This window comes from Bacillus sp. G402 (assembly GCF_051172515.1).
Classification (GTDB): Bacteria; Bacillota; Bacilli; order Bacillales; family Bacillaceae; genus Bacillus; species Bacillus altitudinis.
In genome coordinates, this window is the sequence record NZ_JBPIZC010000001.1 from 367,110 (window position 1) to 385,243 (window position 18,134).

The 18,134-nt window shown below is 40.8% G+C and carries 24 protein-coding genes; 22 read left to right on the forward strand and 2 right to left on the reverse strand.

Annotated features, from left to right (window positions below; all coding sequences use genetic code 11):
- The first annotated feature begins 119 nt into the window (after nt 1-119).
- The 3 genes from ACSBQP_RS01980 to ACSBQP_RS01990 all read left to right on the forward strand — a co-directional run bounded on the left by ACSBQP_RS01980 (nt 120) and on the right by ACSBQP_RS01990 (nt 2,261).
- Nucleotides 120-446, forward strand: coding sequence for an iron-sulfur cluster biosynthesis family protein (locus ACSBQP_RS01980; protein ID WP_250026335.1), 327 nt, complete (start codon nt 120-122; stop codon nt 444-446).
- Between the two features lie 12 nt (nt 447-458).
- Nucleotides 459-698, forward strand: coding sequence for a YqkC family protein (locus ACSBQP_RS01985; RefSeq protein ID WP_008343836.1), 240 nt, complete (start codon nt 459-461; stop codon nt 696-698).
- A gap of 300 nt (nt 699-998) precedes the next feature.
- The gene (locus ACSBQP_RS01990) at nt 999-2,261 is read left to right on the forward strand and encodes a Rap family tetratricopeptide repeat protein (protein WP_073414022.1); all 1,263 of its coding nucleotides are present in this window, start codon (nt 999-1,001) and stop codon (nt 2,259-2,261) included.
- Nucleotides 2,262-2,285: 24 nt separating this feature from the next.
- Here the strand turns inward: ACSBQP_RS01990 and ACSBQP_RS01995 are convergent, their stop codons facing one another.
- Nucleotides 2,286-3,215 (reverse strand): alpha/beta hydrolase, encoded by a 930-nt coding sequence (locus ACSBQP_RS01995; protein ID WP_241698616.1) that lies wholly within the window; start codon nt 3,213-3,215, stop codon nt 2,286-2,288.
- A gap of 119 nt (nt 3,216-3,334) precedes the next feature.
- Between ACSBQP_RS01995 and ACSBQP_RS02000 the strand changes: the two genes are divergently transcribed.
- Nucleotides 3,335-3,559 (forward strand): YqkE family protein, encoded by a 225-nt coding sequence (locus ACSBQP_RS02000; RefSeq protein WP_008343840.1) that lies wholly within the window; start codon nt 3,335-3,337, stop codon nt 3,557-3,559.
- A gap of 178 nt (nt 3,560-3,737) precedes the next feature.
- Here the strand turns inward: ACSBQP_RS02000 and ACSBQP_RS02005 are convergent, their stop codons facing one another.
- Nucleotides 3,738-4,664, reverse strand: coding sequence for an aldo/keto reductase (locus ACSBQP_RS02005; RefSeq protein ID WP_035702855.1), 927 nt, complete (start codon nt 4,662-4,664; stop codon nt 3,738-3,740).
- 168 nt (nt 4,665-4,832) lie between these two features.
- Between ACSBQP_RS02005 and ACSBQP_RS02010 the strand changes: the two genes are divergently transcribed.
- From ACSBQP_RS02010 to spoVAC, 18 genes are all read left to right on the forward strand, one after another.
- Nucleotides 4,833-5,390 carry an NUDIX hydrolase gene (locus ACSBQP_RS02010; RefSeq protein ID WP_017367536.1) on the forward strand — a complete coding sequence of 186 codons (558 nt, stop codon included), beginning with the start codon at nt 4,833-4,835 and terminating at the stop codon, nt 5,388-5,390.
- A complete protein-coding gene (locus ACSBQP_RS02015; RefSeq protein ID WP_019743102.1) occupies nt 5,387-6,568 on the forward strand; it encodes a TIGR00375 family protein in 1,182 nt (393 codons plus the stop codon). Before ACSBQP_RS02010 ends, ACSBQP_RS02015 begins: the two co-directional genes overlap by 4 nt.
- Nucleotides 6,555-7,007 (forward strand): GNAT family N-acetyltransferase, encoded by a 453-nt coding sequence (locus tag ACSBQP_RS02020; RefSeq protein WP_048001417.1) that lies wholly within the window; start codon nt 6,555-6,557, stop codon nt 7,005-7,007. Before ACSBQP_RS02015 ends, ACSBQP_RS02020 begins: the two co-directional genes overlap by 14 nt.
- 266 nt (nt 7,008-7,273) lie before the next feature.
- Nucleotides 7,274-7,495, forward strand: coding sequence for a hypothetical protein (locus tag ACSBQP_RS02025; RefSeq protein ID WP_008344413.1), 222 nt, complete (start codon nt 7,274-7,276; stop codon nt 7,493-7,495).
- A 111-nt stretch (nt 7,496-7,606) separates the two neighbouring features.
- On the forward strand, nt 7,607-8,737 hold the full coding sequence (locus tag ACSBQP_RS02030; RefSeq protein ID WP_008344415.1) for a S8 family peptidase: 1,131 nt from the start codon (nt 7,607-7,609) through the stop codon (nt 8,735-8,737).
- Nucleotides 8,738-8,852: 115 nt separating this feature from the next.
- Nucleotides 8,853-9,497 carry a stage II sporulation protein M gene (spoIIM, locus tag ACSBQP_RS02035; RefSeq protein WP_025207569.1) on the forward strand — a complete coding sequence of 215 codons (645 nt, stop codon included), beginning with the start codon at nt 8,853-8,855 and terminating at the stop codon, nt 9,495-9,497.
- Nucleotides 9,498-9,618: 121 nt separating this feature from the next.
- Entirely contained in the window at nt 9,619-10,071 is a 453-nt protein-coding gene (fur, locus tag ACSBQP_RS02040; RefSeq protein WP_003215577.1) for a ferric iron uptake transcriptional regulator, read from the forward strand.
- A gap of 117 nt (nt 10,072-10,188) precedes the next feature.
- Nucleotides 10,189-10,416: a YqzK family protein gene (locus tag ACSBQP_RS02045; protein ID WP_008344420.1), complete on the forward strand. Its 228-nt coding sequence runs from the start codon at nt 10,189-10,191 to the stop codon at nt 10,414-10,416.
- 6 nt (nt 10,417-10,422) lie between these two features.
- Entirely contained in the window at nt 10,423-11,313 is an 891-nt protein-coding gene (gene xerD / locus ACSBQP_RS02050; RefSeq protein WP_035702861.1) for a site-specific tyrosine recombinase XerD, read from the forward strand.
- A gap of 153 nt (nt 11,314-11,466) precedes the next feature.
- Nucleotides 11,467-12,651, forward strand: a complete 1,185-nt coding sequence (deoB, locus tag ACSBQP_RS02055; RefSeq protein WP_017367531.1) for a phosphopentomutase — start codon at nt 11,467-11,469, stop codon at nt 12,649-12,651.
- An 11-nt stretch (nt 12,652-12,662) separates the two neighbouring features.
- Nucleotides 12,663-13,475, forward strand: a complete 813-nt coding sequence (locus ACSBQP_RS02060) for a purine-nucleoside phosphorylase (RefSeq protein ID WP_008344425.1) — start codon at nt 12,663-12,665, stop codon at nt 13,473-13,475.
- A 159-nt stretch (nt 13,476-13,634) separates the two neighbouring features.
- Entirely contained in the window at nt 13,635-14,789 is a 1,155-nt protein-coding gene (locus ACSBQP_RS02065; protein WP_202986226.1) for a D-alanyl-D-alanine carboxypeptidase family protein, read from the forward strand.
- A gap of 157 nt (nt 14,790-14,946) precedes the next feature.
- The gene (gene spoIIAA, locus ACSBQP_RS02070) at nt 14,947-15,300 is read left to right on the forward strand and encodes an anti-sigma F factor antagonist (protein WP_008344431.1); all 354 of its coding nucleotides are present in this window, start codon (nt 14,947-14,949) and stop codon (nt 15,298-15,300) included.
- The gene (gene spoIIAB / locus ACSBQP_RS02075) at nt 15,297-15,737 is read left to right on the forward strand and encodes an anti-sigma F factor (RefSeq protein ID WP_007501052.1); all 441 of its coding nucleotides are present in this window, start codon (nt 15,297-15,299) and stop codon (nt 15,735-15,737) included. The genes spoIIAA and spoIIAB overlap by 4 nt, the downstream gene beginning before the upstream one ends.
- A gap of 12 nt (nt 15,738-15,749) precedes the next feature.
- Entirely contained in the window at nt 15,750-16,517 is a 768-nt protein-coding gene (gene sigF / locus ACSBQP_RS02080; protein ID WP_007501051.1) for an RNA polymerase sporulation sigma factor SigF, read from the forward strand.
- Nucleotides 16,518-16,631: 114 nt separating this feature from the next.
- Nucleotides 16,632-17,252 (forward strand): stage V sporulation protein AA, encoded by a 621-nt coding sequence (locus tag ACSBQP_RS02085; protein ID WP_046343891.1) that lies wholly within the window; start codon nt 16,632-16,634, stop codon nt 17,250-17,252.
- On the forward strand, nt 17,242-17,658 hold the full coding sequence (locus ACSBQP_RS02090; protein ID WP_007501049.1) for a stage V sporulation protein AB: 417 nt from the start codon (nt 17,242-17,244) through the stop codon (nt 17,656-17,658). The genes ACSBQP_RS02085 and ACSBQP_RS02090 overlap by 11 nt, the downstream gene beginning before the upstream one ends.
- Before the next feature lie 20 nt (nt 17,659-17,678).
- Nucleotides 17,679-18,131 (forward strand): stage V sporulation protein AC, encoded by a 453-nt coding sequence (spoVAC, locus tag ACSBQP_RS02095; protein ID WP_019743094.1) that lies wholly within the window; start codon nt 17,679-17,681, stop codon nt 18,129-18,131.
- The last annotated feature ends 3 nt before the right edge of the window (nt 18,132-18,134 follow it).

Here is an 18,134-nt window from a genome sequence, read left to right on the forward strand (position 1 = left end):
AATCCTAGTGAGAAGAGCGTGTATTTCAAAGAGTATGACTTTCGGATTTAGTCGTGTGTCATGTTTTATGGTGTTTTATGTGTTACAATGTAAGCATCAATTTAAAAAGGATGTTCGCCATGTATATTCACATCACAGAACTGGCTAAAACATATATAGATAAACAGCAAACAGGAAACGAAACGAAAGAATTACTGCTTCGCTACGATTCAGAAGGTTGTGGCTGTGCAGTGAGTGGCGTACCAATGCTTTGGTTAACAAGTGAAAGAACAGGTGAATGGGAACCACTTAATAATAGCCAACATTTAAAACTATATATACACACAGCACAAAAGGTGTTTTTTGACGAGGAAATGACGATTGATTTTAATGAAAAAGCCAATACACTTATGTTGAAAAGTCCTCAACAAATACTCAGCCCGAGAATGGGTATACTTGTAAAGTAAGGTGGAAACGTAGTGGATCAAAAGCTGAAAGTGATACAAAACACGGCACAAAATAAAACGTGGGTGTCGTTTTTAAATAATAATCATCCGTATAGTCTTTTGCACTGGTCAATCGGTGGAATGGATTCAGTAAAAAAGGACGTCTGGCTTCTCCAAGATGAAGTCACATTTGAAACGGAAGAATTTCCAACGCTTGAATTAGCAGTCAGTTGGATAAAAGAGAATATGGAACACGTAACAGACGTGTTATAAGCCCTTTGCTAAAGAGGGCTTTTTTTGTGGCCTCATCATCTCATCAAACAGGAGAACTGTCTAATTTGAAAAATGAGATTTTTCAACGATAAAAAGTCATTTTTAACAAACATTTCGACAAAATGAGAAAAATAGAAAGAGAAAAGGAGAGGCTGTAAATGCCGAAAAATCGGCAATGGAAGCGGTTATTGCGGGATACCGAAAACTTTACGAAAAACGACATTTCATATTTCTTCCATTCGAGGAAATATGATAGAATACAACATGTATCGTACATGAGGAGGGAGGTGCTAAGGTGAATTGAAGCTCAAGCTGTCATCGCCTCAGGTTGGAATCAAAATAAACGAATGGTATAGGCAGATTTGCGGATTTCATGTCATGAAAGCAGAGAAGCTAAAGGCCGAGATCGAGCAGGAAATCCTTGAGATGGAGCAAGATCAGAACTTGCTGCTTTTTTACCAGCTGATGGATTTTCGACATAAGGTCATGCTTGAATATTTTGAACCGGCAAAAAAAGCCTCGAATGATGAGGAGATTAAGAAGCTTCTAGAAACAATTGAACATTCGCAGACCAAATTAACGGATATGCTTGAATACTATGTTCATTTTTTTACAGGAATGTTTGAATTTGAACAGAGAAACTATTTGAGTGCCATTGCTTATTACCGTTCCGCAGAAAAAAAGCTCAATCTCATATCAGATGATATAGAAAGAGCAGAATTTTATTTTAAATTAGCAGAAATATACTACCACATGAAACAAACCCACTTTTCGATGCACTATGCTTTGCAAGCGTTAGATACGTACTCTGCCTACAGAACGTACACGCTGAGAATCATCCACTGTGAATTTGTCATCGGTGCAAACTATGATGATTTGAAATGCTATGAACATGCATTGCCCTACTTTAAAAATGCTCTAAAGCGAGCACGCTCAATTGGAAACCCTCGAGTCATAGGTTTGGCCCTTTTCAACTTAGGTAACTGCTATTACCAAATGAACGATCTTGCTACAGCAAGTCGCTATCTCAAAGACTCTCTTGAAGTGTTTGAAAAGGAGAATTTAACCCATCTGAATCGCTCTCTAGACCCACTATTTATGCTGACCCAAATCCTGTTTAAACAAAAACAAATAGAAGAGTCGTTAACCCTCTATCAACAAGGTATTATGAAAGCCTGTGAATTAGAAGATGAAATTTACATCTGCAAGTTTCAGTTTTTAAAAGCATTATACGTTGATGCAGAAATAAAAATCATAGACGATACATTAGATTTGTTGGAGGACAAGCGCTTATACCCAGATATTGAGGAACTGGCACTTGATGCGGCACATTATTATAATGAGCTTGGATTATTTGAAGTTTCTACCCGGTATTACGAAAGGAAAATTCAAGCCATATCAAAAATTCAAAATGGAGGTCATTTATATGAAAATGAGTTTGATAGTTCTTTTATTGGCAGCAACTGCAGGGTTATCGGTCATGAGTCAGCAGCAATCGGAAGAGAGCCATATGGAGCTGGCGGGCAGACACCATACAACAGTGGTGACTATCGTATAAGTTAGCAAAAAGAGGAGACGAACGGCTGTTCATTCTCCTCTTTCATTTTGATTGAATTGAAATGCTTCCAGAAATGCTTCGACCTCTTGTTCATAGACTTCCTTATTGTCACTATAAGACATCGCATGCGCACCATGTGGCGCAATAAATAGCCGTTTATCACCTTTTTTGCGTGCGTATAACTGCTCGCTTTGCTCACAAGGGATATAGTCATCATGGAGGCTATGAATAAAAAGGATAGGTTCTTTCACCTGATCGATTACATCAAGTGGAGAAACTTGCCGAATGCTGTATCCGTCCCGCCATTTCAACACTTGATCACTTAGTGGAAGAATCCACTGTCCTGAAAGACGAAAATCTGTTTTTAATCGATACAGAAGCTGATCCTCAAAAGAAGCAAAAGGACAATCAGCGATGTAAAAATTGGCGTTTGCATCCGGTTTTGCAGCATATAATAAAGTTGTGACTGCGCCCATCGATTCTCCGTGTATCCCAATGATTGCTTTTTCCCCAAGTCTTTTTCTCAGCCACTTGACGACTTGAGCCAAATCTTCTTTTTCATAATATCCATAGCTCGTTGTTTTTCCGCCGCTCATCCCATGTCTTCTATGATCATAAAGCAGCACATTCCATCCAAGCTTTTGGAATAATTTCATATACTTCACGGAATTGATCAAACTGACGGTAACCCCGTGACAAAGAACGATGGTGCGTGTTGTATGAGGGAGCGGTACAAAATAGCCATGAAGATCGTAACCAAATGCTGAAGGAATACAAACTTTCTCTTTTTGCAGCTGTTGAAACTCCTCGTGATGATAGTGCCCTTCATCTGATTCTCGTTTGATGAGCTCTTCATCCGTTAATTTTCGTATATACATCATTTTATTGGTAAAAAAAATGCCGATTGCAGCGAGTGGAAATAATACCAAGGCGAGTATAGCGAGCCATTTCTTCTTCAAGCTGATTCTTCCTTTCCGAAGGGTTTCTATGAAGATCATACCACATGTTGGGAGTTTGGCGTGACTCTTGCTGAGCAAATAAAACGGATGATACACTAAAGCAAAAGGAGAGAGGCAAAGTGAAAAAGACCAATCAAGATCAAGCAAAGCTAAAGGACGGCATAAAGGATGATGTGAAACAGCAGCTCCTTCAAATGAAGCAGAACCTGGCCGCTGAGACAGAAAAAAGAGAAGAACAAAAACGACAAGACCTCCTTCGGCAACAGAAAGAAAAAGAAAAAAATAAAAGCTTCTCAGAGCTGCTAGATGAAAGTCATTTAGACTGGAGAAAGTATAAAAGTTAAAAAAGGGAGCTACGATGCTCCCTTTTTTATGTTATATCATTGAGATGAATACATACTACATGAGCCTGAGAGAAAACACGTCTAACTCCCTCGTATCACTTCATTTCAGAATCGCACCATCAATAGGGTTGTACATTAAAACAAAACATAAGTGGCAAGCTGTTCTTCCATTTGTCTTCTATTGATTCAAACGATGCGTCTCATACACAGACTGTTTTGTGAAATATGACAAAGCTTTTACTTCTTGGTCGCTTAATGAACGTGCATTTGCCGCTGCCACATTTTCTTTTAACTGTTTCACCGAGCTTGCGCCAAAAACAACAGAGCTGACTGCAGAATGCTTGAGCAAGTATTGAATGGACAGCTCTGTCAGTGATAGGTCATAAGCGACTTTCTTTAACGAAGGGATGATTTGCTGGAGCTCTTCAAATGAATAGTCAAGATACCCGTTCTTTTGAATCGCCGCACTTGCTTGCGAAAGGGGTTTTTCTGTTAATAATCCTTTTGCTAAAGGACCTCTTGCCACGACACTAATGCTTTGTTCTTCAAGAAGAGAAAACCATTCTTCTGGGCGGCGGTCGAGTAAACTATATTGCATCATCACACTCACGATGTTTGATTTTTTGGCGTATTCTTTAATGACATTTGGACGGATCGACGATATGCCGTAATAGCGAATGACACCTTCTTCAACCAATTCTTCAAATGCCTCGATGGTTTCGTCAATTGGATCGTCAATTGTGCCGCCATGCAATTGATATAAATCAATATAATCTGTTTGAAGTCGTTTCAGGCTTTGTTTCACTGCCTCTTTTATATATGCTTTTGAAGGATCCCATTCCCAGCCAGGTTTGCCATTTTCAAAGCGGTTGCCACCTTTTGTGGCCAAAATCAGATCTTGGCGTCTGTTCTTAATGGCTTCCCCGACGATTTCCTCATTTGTTCCAAAATCATATAAATCAGCTGTATCCAAATAGTTAATCCCAAGATCAATGGCTTCATCTAATAAAGAGAGCGCTTTTTCTTTTTCAGTCCCAAGGGACATACATCCTAGTGCCGCCTCACTAACCAAGAGATCAGAGGTGCCAATTCGTCTTTTTTTCAATTCAATCACACTCCTATCCTTTCACATTAAGTGAAACAATTCTGGAATTCAAGCTAGGTGATTTCAAAAGGCGCATTGAAGCAGGCATCCGCATTTTGGCTTCTCCTAAAACATCTATGTTAAAATGAATGAAGTAAAAAGTGAAAGTAGAACGAGGAGCTGACAAAATTGAAGGACTTTGAAGAAAAAACATTATCGTCAAAAACATTATATAACGGAAAAATCATTGACTTGGTTCTTGAAGATGTAGAATTGCCGAACGGAAAACCAGGCAAACGCGAAATCATTAAACATCCAGGTGCAGTAGCAGTCATTGCACGTACAGACGAAAATAAAATCATTTTGGTCAAGCAATACCGTAAAGCACTGGAGAGAGCCATCGTTGAGATTCCGGCTGGAAAATTAGAAAAAGGAGAAGAGCCGGCACATACAGCACTGAGAGAATTAGAAGAAGAAACAGGTTATACAACTCAGGCGCTCCAAAAGCTGACCGCCTTTTATACATCACCAGGGTTTGCGGATGAAATTGTTCACATCTACCTTGCTGATCAGCTCGTCCCGCTTGAAGAAAAACGAGAGCTGGATGAGGATGAATTTGTCGAAGTGATGGAAGTCTCACTAGAAGAAGCACTGCAACTCATCGAAAAACAACATATTTATGATGCAAAAACAGCCTATGCCATTCAATACTTACAATTGCAAGAGGTACTTAAGTCTACAAAATGAGAGAATTCTTTGCAGATATCCATATTCATATTGGTCGAACAAGAACAGGCAGGGCTGTCAAAATTACAGGTGCAAGGTCACTGACCATTGACCAAATTCTCATTGAAGCGTCTCAAAGTAAAGGGATGGGGATGATTGGTGTCATTGATGCACAATCTCCCGAAGTACTAGAAGAATTGATAGAAGGTGTAGAGGAAGGCACGTACACTGAACTAAGCGATGGCGGTTTATCATTTGGAAAGACCGTTTTGCTTTTAGGCAGTGAGCTAGAAATCAATGATGACCAATCAAAAGGTCCGATTCATGTGCTTGCCTTTATGCCCACGCTTCGTAAAATGTCTGAGTTTTCCGCATGGCTTTCTCTTCATATGAAAAATGTGCATTTGAGTTCACAGCGGTTATATGTGGATGGGAGAACGCTTCAGCATAAGGTGAAGGAACTAGGGGGATTATTTATTCCTGCCCATATTTTTACGCCGCATAAAAGTTTATACGGCAAAGGGGTCAATACGTCTTTAACCGAAGTATTCGATCCAGAACTCATTGATGCTGTTGAGCTTGGCCTTAGCTGTGATACGTCTATGGCCTCCCAGCTAAGTGAGCTAAACCGTTATCCTTTTTTAACAAATTCAGATGCCCATTCTTTAGGGAAAATTGCGCGGGAATATACGAAGATCCGAATGGATCATGCCTCCTTTGCTGAATTTGAGCTAGCGCTTCAAGGAAAAGATGGCAGAAACATCACTGGAAATTATGGGCTCGCTCCGCGGCTCGGAAAGTATTATCATACGACCTGTGAGAAATGCGGGGTAAGACCTGACAGTCAGGATCAAGAAAAGTGCCAAGCATGCGGCCATACCCGAATGACAAAAGGGGTGAGTGAGCGGTTAAAGGAGCTTGCTGACCAAGAAAGTGACAAAGGAATAAGGCCTCCTTATGTTCACCAGCTTCCCCTTCATTTTATTCCGGGTGTTGGAGCCAAAACGTTAGAAAAGTTAAAAGCTGTCTTTCATACAGAGATGAATATTCTTCATCAAGCAACAGAACAAGAATTAAAAGCGGTCCTGCCTGAGAAAACAGCCGATTACATCATCAAAGCAAGAAGAGGTGAAGTTGGACTGATCGCTGGCGGAGGCGGGGTCTACGGTAAGGTGGATATCAATCATGAATCAACTTAAATGGACATGTCACACATTTGAACAACTGTCTAAAGAGGACCTTTACTTGATTTTAATGGAAAGGGTAAATGTGTTTGTTGTAGAACAAACATGTCCTTATCCTGAAATTGATCATCGTGATCAAGAGGCGCTGCATGTCATCGCCAAAGAGAACGGCACGATTGTCGCTTATTGCCGCATTTTCCAAAGCGGGATCATGTACAAAGAGGCATCCATTGGTCGTGTCCTTGTGACGAAGGCCGGCCGGAAAAAAGGTTACGGGAAGATCCTGCTCGATCAGGCGATAAAAAAGCTCAGTGAATTAGGCGAAACAAAGATTAAAATCCAAGCACAGGCTTATTTGAAATCGTTCTACGAATCGTTTGGCTTCGAAGCTGTCTCAGATTGTTATGATGAGGATGGAATTCCGCATCTTGATATGGTGAGAAAAGAAAGATAGGCGTGTATACGTCTATCTCAGCGTGTAGACAAACCCTCGCATTCTTTGTCAGTCTGCGCTCTGGTGCTCACGAATGTCAAATTCGCTCCGTGAAAGTAGCTGTCCTTCCTAGACTGCAAAGGTTTTCTATCACGCTGAAAAGAAGACAAAAGGCTAAAATCAAGTACATTTTAGCCTTTTGTCAACAATTTGAGATAGGCGTGAATACGTCTATCTTTTTTAGGTGCGTTCATGTATCATAACGACAACGAAAGGGGTTTTGCGAAATGGGAAAAAGCAAAGCAAAGAAAAAGAGAGAACACCTTCAAAGGCAGCACAGCCGAAATCCAGAACAATCGAGAGGAAATATGCCGCATTTTAGTACACACGAAAGAAAGACAAAAACAAAACAAGAAGCCTTGCAGCATATGATGAAAAAACATAAAGGCAGGAATGCTTATGATCGCTATGAACAGGATCATAAGCATTTTTATTTTGCTTTTTTGTGACAAGTAGATCAAATAATTGGAAAAATTTTAAAAAATAGGACAAACGGTCGTTTCTTTTTGTCTAAAAATGTAGTTAAATGACAAAAAGAAATGAAAGGGAGAGTGGGTATCGTGAAGGTCAAATCATTTGGAGCAGGGCTTTGTATGGCAAGTATGCTACTGGCATCGATGACATTCGGCGCATCAGATGTATCTGCAAAGGATCAAGCAAAAAAAGAGTATATGATCGGTTTTTCTTCTTCCGTTCAAGACAAAACACAAAAACAGCTTGTTGAAAAAGCCGGCGGTCATGTGAAAGAATCAATAGAGAAAATAGATATGATGAAAGTTTCGTTGAACGAAGCATCAAAAGAAAAACTACATCAAGCAAAAGAAGTTACTTTTATTGAGGAAGACCAAAAAGCAAAAACAAGCGGTCAAAGCGTTCCTTATGGCATCAAAAGCATCAAAGCACAAAAGGTACATAAACGAGGATATGCCGGACAGAATGTCAAAGTAGCTGTTCTTGACAGTGGAATCGACGGCAAGCATGAAGATTTACATGTAACTGGTGGTGTCAGCTTTGTTCCAACAGAGTCCGATCCGCTCGTTGACCCGCATGAACACGGAACTCACGTTGCAGGCACGATCGCAGCATTAGATAATAAAGTAGGCGTCGTTGGTGTGGCACCAAAAGCTTCGATCTATGCGGTGAAAGTGGCAGATGAAAATGGTGACGGCTACTATAGCTGGATCATTAAAGGCATTGAATGGGCGATTGAGAATGAGATGGATGTTATCAATATTAGTATGGGGGGAGCAAGTGAATCGGAGGCGCTGAAAGAAGCGGTAGATCGAGCTTATGACAACGGGATTCTCATTGTCGCATCTGCAGGAAATGCTGGGAGCTACGGGTCACTTAATACGATAGATTACCCGGCCAAATACAGCTCTGTCATGGCAGTCGCATCTGTGGATCAACGAAAGCAAAGAGCCTTTGATTCCTCTGTTGGGGAAGAAGTGGAAGTATCAGCACCAGGCGTTTCAACATTAAGTACCATTCCTCATAACGAATATGGATATAAGAGTGGAACGTCTATGGCATCACCTCATGTAGCTGGTGCTGCGGCAGTCATTCTATCAAAACATCCGAATCTGACAAATGATGAATTGCGTGAAAGGCTGACAAAAACGGCAACAAAACTTGGCGAACCTTTTTATTATGGCGCTGGGCTTGTGAACGTACAAAAAGCTGCACGATAAAGGAAACGAGAGAGCGGTGTACAGCTGCTTTCTCGTTTTTCTTTTTATAAAACTGTCATGTTTCGTCTGCTCTCTCATAGAATCTAGTAACCTTTACTATTTGGGAGGAAGGCGCATGCGGAAAAAGTCTTGGAAAGAACATCTTCTTCAGCACGTGAAAGATCATGTATCGATTTATTTGTTTGTTTCTGTACTATTTTTAATGGGCGTCATTTTTGGAGCCATTATCGTCAATAGTATGACAATGAGTCAGAAAGAGGATTTATTCTACTATTTAAATCAATTTTTTGGTCAACTGACGAATGAGAAAGCAGCAGAATCAAAAGACATGTTTTTGCAAAGCTTTTTGCATCATATGAAATATTTGGGCCTCATGTGGATACTCGGAATTTCCATCATTGGCCTGCCACTTATTTTTCTGATGATTTTTTTAAAAGGGATTGTAGTTGGGTTTACTGTTGGTTTTTTGGTCAATCAAATGGGGCTTAGCGGTTTTTTTCTATCTTTTGTCTCGGTGCTTCCTCAAAATATCTTGCTCATTCCTGCGTATTTAGTCATCGGAACTTGTGCGATTGCGTTCTCCATTCGTTTAATTGGTCAGCTTTTTATGAAAAAAACCATCAGTCAAGCGCCAATCCATTGGTTTGGCCGGTATGCTTCTGTTCTACTGATGATTTTAACCCTCGCTGCTCTTTCGTCCTTTTTTGAATCATACTTATCATTCATGCTGATGAAAAAGCTGGCAGGTGTTCTGTTATGATGATTTTATAATCGTTATTAAATAATAATCAATTTATTTATCAATTTAAAATGATTATAGTTGGCTCTCTGCACATCATTTGATATAATGATCAAGTAATGTGGCGTAGGAGGGAAAGTCAATGGAAAATCGGATTGATCGAATTAAGAAACAGCTTCATTCTTCCAGCTATAAGCTCACGCCACAGCGTGAAGCAACAGTAAGAGTACTGCTTGAGAATGAAGAAGACCATTTAAGTGCAGAAGATGTATACCTCCTCGTAAAAGAGAAGTCTCCTGAAATTGGTCTTGCTACTGTTTATCGGACGTTAGAATTGCTTACTGAACTGAAAGTTGTTGATAAAATTAACTTTGGAGACGGCGTTTCGCGATATGATCTTCGCAAAGAAGGAGCCGCTCACTTCCATCACCATCTTGTCTGCATGGAATGCGGGACAGTCGATGAGATAGAAGATGATTTATTAGAAGATGTTGAAGAGATTATTGAACGCGACTGGAAATTTAAAATTAAGGATCATAGATTGACATTCCATGGTATTTGCCACCGGTGTCATGATGATGAATCCGGCAAATAATCCGAATTGGAACCTTTTCATTCAAAATGAAAAGGTTTTTTGCATGTTCGCTGTATATTCCTTGTCCCACCTGGCATATGCTGAAGTAATGAGAACACGAGAAAGGACATGAAGAACATGCGAAAATGGCTCAAAACAACAGGGGAAGTAATGAAAGTATTTATCTTGTTCACTGGTTTTACCGTCCTGTTCTATTATGCTATGATATGGATAAATTCAGAATATGAAAGCTATCATCGTTATGATAAACCAGAAGGTGCAGCGATAAAAGTGATGGAAATGGATCAGCCGAAACAAGACAGCTGGCAGGATCGATTGATTTATTTTTATCAAAACGGGGAGTAGAAACCATTGAAGGATCAATTATCCGACTTTATTCATTTTATGACAGTAGAGAGAGGACTCTCTGAAAATACCATTGTCTCTTATAAAAGAGATTTACAGAGCTATTTGTCTTTTTTAATGACGCATGAACAATTGACAGATGTAAAAGACGTCACACGCCTTCATATTATTCATTATTTAAAACAGTTAAAAGACGAGGGGAAATCGAGTAAAACGTCCGTCCGTCATCTATCATCGATACGCTCCTTTCATCAATTTTTGCTCCGTGAAAAAGTGACAACAGATGACCCGTCATGGAACATTGAATCACAAAAAACAGAGCGGAAATTACCGAAAGTTCTATCATTAGATGAGGTAGAAAAGCTGCTCGATACACCTAAGCAGCAAACACCATTTGACTACCGTGACAAAGCCATGCTCGAACTTTTATATGCAACAGGTATTCGCGTAAGTGAAATGCTTGATCTGACTCTTGCAGATGTGCATCTGACCATGGGGTTTATCCGCTGTTTTGGAAAAGGAAGAAAAGAGCGAATCGTGCCTATTGGTGAAGCTGCTGCAAGTGCGATTGAAGTGTATATAGAAAAAGGCAGAAACAAGCTGCTCAAAAAACAGCCGGCCGATGCTTTATTTCTGAATCATCACGGAAAAAAAATGTCGCGGCAGGGCTTTTGGAAGAACTTAAAGAAACGAGCCATAGAAGCAGGTATTCAAAAAGAACTGACGCCTCATACGCTCAGACATTCATTTGCGACACATTTGCTTGAAAACGGTGCGGATCTTAGAGCCGTACAGGAAATGCTCGGACATGCCGATATTTCTACTACACAAATTTACACACATGTCACAAAAACAAGATTAAAAGACGTGTATCACAAATTCCATCCAAGGGCATAAGTAAAGCATGGCACGGTGAACGTGTATCATGCTTTTTTATGTTTGGACCGTTTATGGTTGTCAATTGACTTGAAAACGGTTTATACTTGAGATGTCTGACCTCTCCAGTTGTGAAAGGTGAAAGGACAAGAATATTGAAGGAGGCGCTTTTTTATGCCTGATTATCAGTATAAACGTATTTTCCTCATTGTGATGGATTCAGTAGGAATCGGGGAAGCACCTGATGCTGCTGATTTTAATGATGTAGGTGCAGATACACTTGGACATATTGCTGAAAAAATGAACGGGCTTCATATGCCGAATATGGCGAAGCTTGGGCTAAGTCATATTAAAGAAATTAAAGGAATTCCAGCGGACGAAAAACCGCTTGCGTATTATGGGAAAATGCAAGAAGCATCCAACGGGAAAGACACAATGACAGGGCATTGGGAAATCATGGGTCTTTACATCGACACACCATTTAAAGTCTTTCCAGACGGCTTTCCAGATGAACTGTTAAATGAATTAAAAGAAAAAACAGGGCGCGGCATCATTGGAAATAAACCAGCGTCTGGTACAGAAATTCTTGATGAGCTTGGCGAAGAGCATATGAAAACAGGCGATTTAATCGTTTATACTTCAGCAGATTCTGTGCTGCAAATTGCTGCACACGAAGAAGTTGTGCCATTAGACGAACTTTACCGCATTTGCGAAATCGCACGTGAACTGACTTTAGATGAAAAATATATGGTAGGGCGCATCATCGCTCGTCCATTTGTCGGGGAGCCGGGGGCATTTGTTAGAACACCAAATCGTCATGACTATGCATTAAAACCATTCGACCGTACCGTCATGAATGAATTGAAAGATGATGGACTAGATGTCATTGCGATCGGAAAAATCTCTGATATTTATGATGGAGAAGGAATCACCTCTTCACTCAGAACGAAATCCAACATGGATGGAATGGACAAGCTAGTTGAGACGCTGAAATCAGACTTTACTGGGCTGAGCTTCTTAAATCTGGTCGATTTTGACGCGCTTTATGGACATAGAAGAGATCCAGAAGGCTACGGTAAGGCACTAGAGGAATTTGACGCACGTCTACCTGAAGTGTTTGATCTATTAAAAGAGGATGATCTGCTTGTGATCACAGCAGATCACGGAAATGACCCGGTTCATCACGGAACAGATCATACAAGAGAATACGTTCCGCTTATTGCTTACAGCAAAAAGCATCAAGAAGCGAATGAGCTACCAACAGCGAAAACATTTGCTGATCTTGGGGCAACGGTAGCAGATAATTTTAAATCAACGCTGCCAAAATACGGAACAAGCTTTTTATCTAAACTCAAATAGGGGGAAATCACGTGGGAGCACAGTTTTCAGAAGCGGCGGCATATATTAAACAAGCATCGACATATGTACCAACAGTTGGATTGATTTTAGGTTCAGGTCTTGGCATTTTAGCCGATGAGATTGAAAATCCAATCAAATTGAAATATGAAGATATTCCTGGATTCCCTGTTTCAACAGTAGAAGGGCATGCAGGCCAGCTCGTCATTGGAACGCTGAAAGGCACGGTCGTTTGTGCCATGCAAGGACGTTTCCATTACTATGAAGGGTATGATATGAAGCAGGTGACATTTCCTGTCCGTGTAATGAAAGAAATCGGCATTGAAACATGTATTGTGACAAATGCAGCGGGCGGTGTGAATACGTCCTTCCATCCTGGCGATCTTATGTTGATTACAGATCATATCAATATGATGGGGACCAATCCGTTAATTGGACCAAACGACAGTCAAGGGGTTCGTTTCCCTGATATGTCTGCACCGTATGATAAAGATTTGCTGGCACTTGCAGAGAAAACGGCTAAACATTTAGGCATATCTGTGCAGCAAGGGGTTTACGCAGGAATGACTGGCCCTTCATATGAAACACCGGCAGAGGTTCGTTTCCTCAGAACGCTTGGCGCTGATGCAGTCGGTATGTCGACTGTGCCAGAAGTGATTGTAGCACGTCATGCAGGCATAAAAGTACTTGGTATTTCATGCATCTCTAATGCGGCTTCAGGTATTTTAGATCAGCCGCTTTCTCATGATGAAGTGATCGAAGTGACGGAAAAAGTGAAAGCAAGTTTCCTTGATTTAGTGAAAGATGTTGTCAAACAACTCTCATAGATCGTGTGAAAAAGCCTTCTGTTCATGAAACAGAGGGCTTTTTTTTATGGCAATCAAACGATCTCTGAATAAAACAGCCTTTATGAGGAAAAAATAGAAAGGATTACGATAATGGAGGTCTGCCACTTGAAACGTCATATATGTGCATTGTTTACTTTAATGATCCTTATCTCAATGGTTCCACCATCAGCGATGGCAAAAGAAAAGATTGAAAAGCCAGGAGAAAAACAAACATCAGAATTGGCGCATGAAGCCAAATCAGCGATTTTAATGGAACGTGACACGGGAAAAGTGCTTTACAACAAAAACAGTGATGAAAAGCTTGCCCCTGCAAGTATGACCAAAATCATGACGATGCTTCTCATCATGGAAGCGATGGATCAAGGAAAATTAAAAATGACTGATAAAGTAAGAACGAGCGATCATGCAGCATCTATGGGAGGCTCACAAATTTTCCTTGAACCGGGAGAAGAAATGACGGTTAAAGACATGCTAAAAGGCATTGCGATTGCGTCAGGAAACGATGCTTCAGTTGCCATGGCAGAACATATTGCTGGATCTGAAGAACAGTTTGTTGAGCAAATGAACAAAAAGGCAAAAGAGCTTGGACTCACCTCAACGGTCTTTCAAAATCCAACAGGACTTCCTGAAAAAGATCATTACAGCACGGCTCATGATATGGCAAAAATGGCAAAAGAGCTGTTGAAATATGAAGAGATCACCAAGTTCACAGGTGTATACGAAGACTATCTTCGTCAGAACACGGATAAAAAATTCTGGCTTGTGAATACAAACCGTCTCATTAAATTTTATCCAGGTGTGGATGGGGTGAAAACAGGGTTTACAGGCGAGGCGAAATACTGTCTAACGGCATCCGCTAAAAAAGGCAACATGCGCGTGATTGCTGTTGTATTCGGCGCAAGTACACCAAAAGACAGAAATGCCCAAGTCGTCAAAATGCTGGATTACGCCTTTAGTCAGTATACAACGCATCCTCTGTACAAGCGTGGTCAAGATGTAGCAGAGATCAAAGTGAGCAAAGGGAAAAAGAAAAAAATTCAGCTTGTCACGTCTGAACCGATTTCTCTTCTAACGAAAAAAGGCGAAAATGTCGATCAGATCAAAAAAGAAATTAAATTAACTCAAGATGTCACAGCCCCATTTTCAAAAGGAACGAAACTTGGCACCATCATCTTGAAAAAAGATGGAAAAGTGCTTCATGAAAGTCCTGTTGAAGCGAAAGAAGATATGGAAAAAGCCGGTGTTTGGACGTTCTTCAAACGGGCGATGGCCGAATTTGTTAAATGGAAGTAAAAGGTGAAAGACTGCTGCAACTGGCAGTCTTTTTTGCTATGAACGAAAAGAACATCTAAATGTGACGAATGATCACTAGTTTTGTCATGGTGAAGGATTTGCATGTGAAGAAAGAGAAACATTCTTTATCCGAAAATAGAGCAAGGAGGAAGAAAAGATGAGCCTTGGTATTGATTTTCAAATAAAAGAGAGCGTACTTTGCATTCGGTTGACAGGGGAGCTGGATCATCACTCCGCAGAGACATTGAGACAAAAGGTGACGAATTATTTGGAAACAGAGGACATTCGCCACATCGTGCTGAATTTAGCTGATTTATCGTTTATGGACAGCTCTGGGCTCGGAGTGATTTTAGGAAGATACAAAGAAATTAAACAACTTGGCGGTGAAATGGTCGTCTGTGCGATCTCGCCAGCGGTGAACCGTTTATTTGATATGTCCGGCTTGTTTAAAATTATTCGTATGGAGCCTTCAGAGCAAACTGCGCTGCAAACATTGGGGGTGGCATCATGACAAATGAAATGAATCTGACTTTTTCTGCTTTAAGTCAAAACGAATCCTTTGCGAGAGTAACGGTGGCAGCATTCATCGCTCAGCTCGATCCAACATTAGATGAGCTAACAGAAATCAAAACCGTTGTATCAGAGGCGGTCACGAACTCAATCATTCACGGGTATGACGGGAATCCAGACGGCAAGGTACACATTAGCGTCACGCTGGATGACCATATTGTGTATCTGACGATTCGAGATGAAGGTATGGGCATTTCAGATCTTGAGGAAGCAAGGCAGCCGCTTTTTACGACGAAACCAGACTTAGAGCGTTCCGGGATGGGTTTTACGATCATGGAGAACTTTATGGATGATGTCATGGTGGACTCATCTCCAGAAATGGGCACAACGATCCGCTTAACAAAGCATCTATCAAAAAGCAAAGCGCTTTGTAATTAAGGAGCTGCTCATATGGATGTGGAGGTAAAAAAGCAAGCAAAAAAAGCACAGCTGTCTAATGATGAAGTGAAACAGCTCATCAAAAAAAGCCAAGACGGAGATCAACAAGCAAGAGACCTCCTCGTAGAAAAAAACATGCGTCTTGTTTGGTCCGTTGTTCAGCGCTTTTTAAATAGAGGATATGAACCAGATGATCTGTTCCAAATAGGCTGTATTGGCCTGCTGAAATCTGTTGATAAATTTGATTTGTCTTATGATGTGAAGTTTTCGACCTATGCCGTTCCAATGATCATTGGTGAAATTCAGCGTTTCATTCGTGATGATGGAACCGTCAAAGTCAGCAGGTCTTTAAAGGAACTTGGAAATAAAATCAGGCGGGCAAGGGACGAATTGTCTAAATCTCATGGCAGAATGCCGACTGTTCAGGAAATCGCTGAATATCTGGACATCACACCTGAGGATGTCGTACTTGCTCAAGAAGCGGTCCGCTCACCATCATCTATTCATGAAACCGTGTATGAAAATGACGGTGATCCGATTACGTTGCTCGATCAAATTGCAGATCATTCAGAAGAAAGATGGTTTGATAAAATTGCGCTAAAAGAGGCGATTAAAGAATTAGAAGAGCGTGAGAAACTGATTGTCTATTTAAGGTATTATAAAGACCAAACACAATCAGAAGTAGCAGAAAGACTCGGAATTTCCCAAGTGCAAGTCTCACGGCTTGAAAAGAAGATTTTAAAACAAATCCAAATGCAAATGGATCAAAAAGACAGCTAGCCAATTTGGCTGGCTTTTTTTGTGTGGTAATTACCGGTAAATTAAGTTCTTTCAGTATGAGAACCATTTTTCACCACATACTATTTTTAACCCATCGTATAGGAAGTGACTTGGATGGACGGACAAATCTTTATTCGGCTGCGCCATCGGATTAAGACTGGTAATGATCAGCTTATCTATTTAGAGGATATTGCCCAAATCACTGGAGATGACAGTGCTGTGCAAAAGCTGAGCAAAATGCCGATATACCATGTCAGCAAAAAGGATCGTCACATCGTTGTGTTAGATATCATGCATGTGGTCAAAACGATCAAAAAAGCGTGGCCTGACATCGACATTCAAACGGTTGGAGGCTCAGAGGCCATTGTTGAAATTGATACAGGCAAACGCCAACTGTCCCCCGTATTATTCGTGTTTGTATGGCTTCTCTTATTTGTCGGAGCGGCCCTTGCCATCATGAATTTCCATGAGGATGTTAGTATGCGGCTTGTTCATATCCGCCTTTACGAGATGATTACTGGAAACACGGTTGAGCATCCGTATTTATTACAAATTCCATATAGCTTTGGACTCGGTTTGGGCATGATTTTATTTTTCAATCATGTGTTTAAAAAGCGTTTAAACGAAGAGCCAAGCCCGCTTGAAGTGGAAATGTTTAAATATCAGCTCGATCTTGATCATTATGTCGCACTCAATGAAAACAAAGAAACATTGAAAGATATCCATGATCGGTAAATGGCTTTTTGTGGTGCTTGTTGGGCTCGGCGGCGGTTTAACGGTAGGGGCAGGATTTGTAGCGTTTCTCACAGTGCTTGGTATTATCCCTCGATTAATGCAATTAACGAAAACGCAGCGTTTCATTCAAGGATATGAGGCTGCCGTGATAAGTGGAGCGGTCGTTGGCGGCTGGGCTACTTTAAGTCAAGTCCATTTGCATTTATCCAAATGGCTGGCGCTTCCGATCGGTCTTTTATCTGGCATTTTTGTCGGCATGCTTGCAGCCGCACTCACTGAAGTGTTAAATGTACTTCCTATCTTAACGAAAAGAATTGGAATGGACGGGAAAATTGTGCTGCTGCTCATGGCCATCGTCTTAGGAAAGGTGTTTGGCTCGCTATTTCATTGGCTTATTTATATTTAAAAATGTGGAGGGAACAACACGTGTCAAGTTTAAAAGAGAACTATCCATCTAAAGTGAAAACGTATCAGCCGAAACCTCCTTATGTACTGAACTGCATCAAGGCTTTTCTTGTCGGCGGTTTGATTTGTGCGATAGGCGAGGGATTGCAAAATTTCTATATTACTTTTTTTGATTTTAATGAGAAGACAGCAGGGAATCCAACGGTGGCGACCCTTATTTTAATTTCTGCTATTTTAACTGGTATTGGTATTTACGATAAAATCGGCCAGTTTGCTGGAGCGGGATCAGCTGTCCCGGTGACAGGATTTGCAAATAGCATGACAAGTGCGGCTCTTGAGCATAAAAGTGAAGGGCTTGTGTTAGGTGTAGCGACCAACATGTTTAAACTGGCTGGGAACGTCATTGTGTTTGGTGTCGTCTCGGCATATGTCGTAGGGATTATTCGATACGTCTTGGAAAAGATGTTTTCGTAGGAG

Excerpts from the sequence above, each read along its gene's own strand:
- deoB (WP_017367531.1), top strand. The coding sequence starts at position 11,467 with ATGCCTGATTATCAGTATAAACGTATTTTCCTCATTGTGATGGATTCA.
- ACSBQP_RS01980 (WP_250026335.1), top strand. The coding sequence starts at position 120 with ATGTATATTCACATCACAGAACTGGCTAAAACATATATAGATAAACAG.
- ACSBQP_RS02025 (WP_008344413.1), top strand. The coding sequence starts at position 7,274 with ATGGGAAAAAGCAAAGCAAAGAAAAAGAGAGAACACCTTCAAAGGCAG.
- spoIIAB (WP_007501052.1), top strand. The coding sequence starts at position 15,297 with ATGACAAATGAAATGAATCTGACTTTTTCTGCTTTAAGTCAAAACGAA.
- fur (WP_003215577.1), top strand. The coding sequence starts at position 9,619 with ATGGAAAATCGGATTGATCGAATTAAGAAACAGCTTCATTCTTCCAGC.
- sigF (WP_007501051.1), top strand. The coding sequence starts at position 15,750 with ATGGATGTGGAGGTAAAAAAGCAAGCAAAAAAAGCACAGCTGTCTAAT.
- ACSBQP_RS02085 (WP_046343891.1), top strand. The coding sequence starts at position 16,632 with ATGGACGGACAAATCTTTATTCGGCTGCGCCATCGGATTAAGACTGGT.
- ACSBQP_RS02045 (WP_008344420.1), top strand. The coding sequence starts at position 10,189 with ATGCGAAAATGGCTCAAAACAACAGGGGAAGTAATGAAAGTATTTATC.
- ACSBQP_RS02065 (WP_202986226.1), top strand. The coding sequence starts at position 13,635 with ATGATCCTTATCTCAATGGTTCCACCATCAGCGATGGCAAAAGAAAAG.
- spoIIM (WP_025207569.1), top strand. The coding sequence starts at position 8,853 with ATGCGGAAAAAGTCTTGGAAAGAACATCTTCTTCAGCACGTGAAAGAT.
- ACSBQP_RS02020 (WP_048001417.1), top strand. The coding sequence starts at position 6,555 with ATGAATCAACTTAAATGGACATGTCACACATTTGAACAACTGTCTAAA.
- spoIIAA (WP_008344431.1), top strand. The coding sequence starts at position 14,947 with ATGAGCCTTGGTATTGATTTTCAAATAAAAGAGAGCGTACTTTGCATT.
- ACSBQP_RS02015 (WP_019743102.1), top strand. The coding sequence starts at position 5,387 with ATGAGAGAATTCTTTGCAGATATCCATATTCATATTGGTCGAACAAGA.
- ACSBQP_RS02090 (WP_007501049.1), top strand. The coding sequence starts at position 17,242 with ATGATCGGTAAATGGCTTTTTGTGGTGCTTGTTGGGCTCGGCGGCGGT.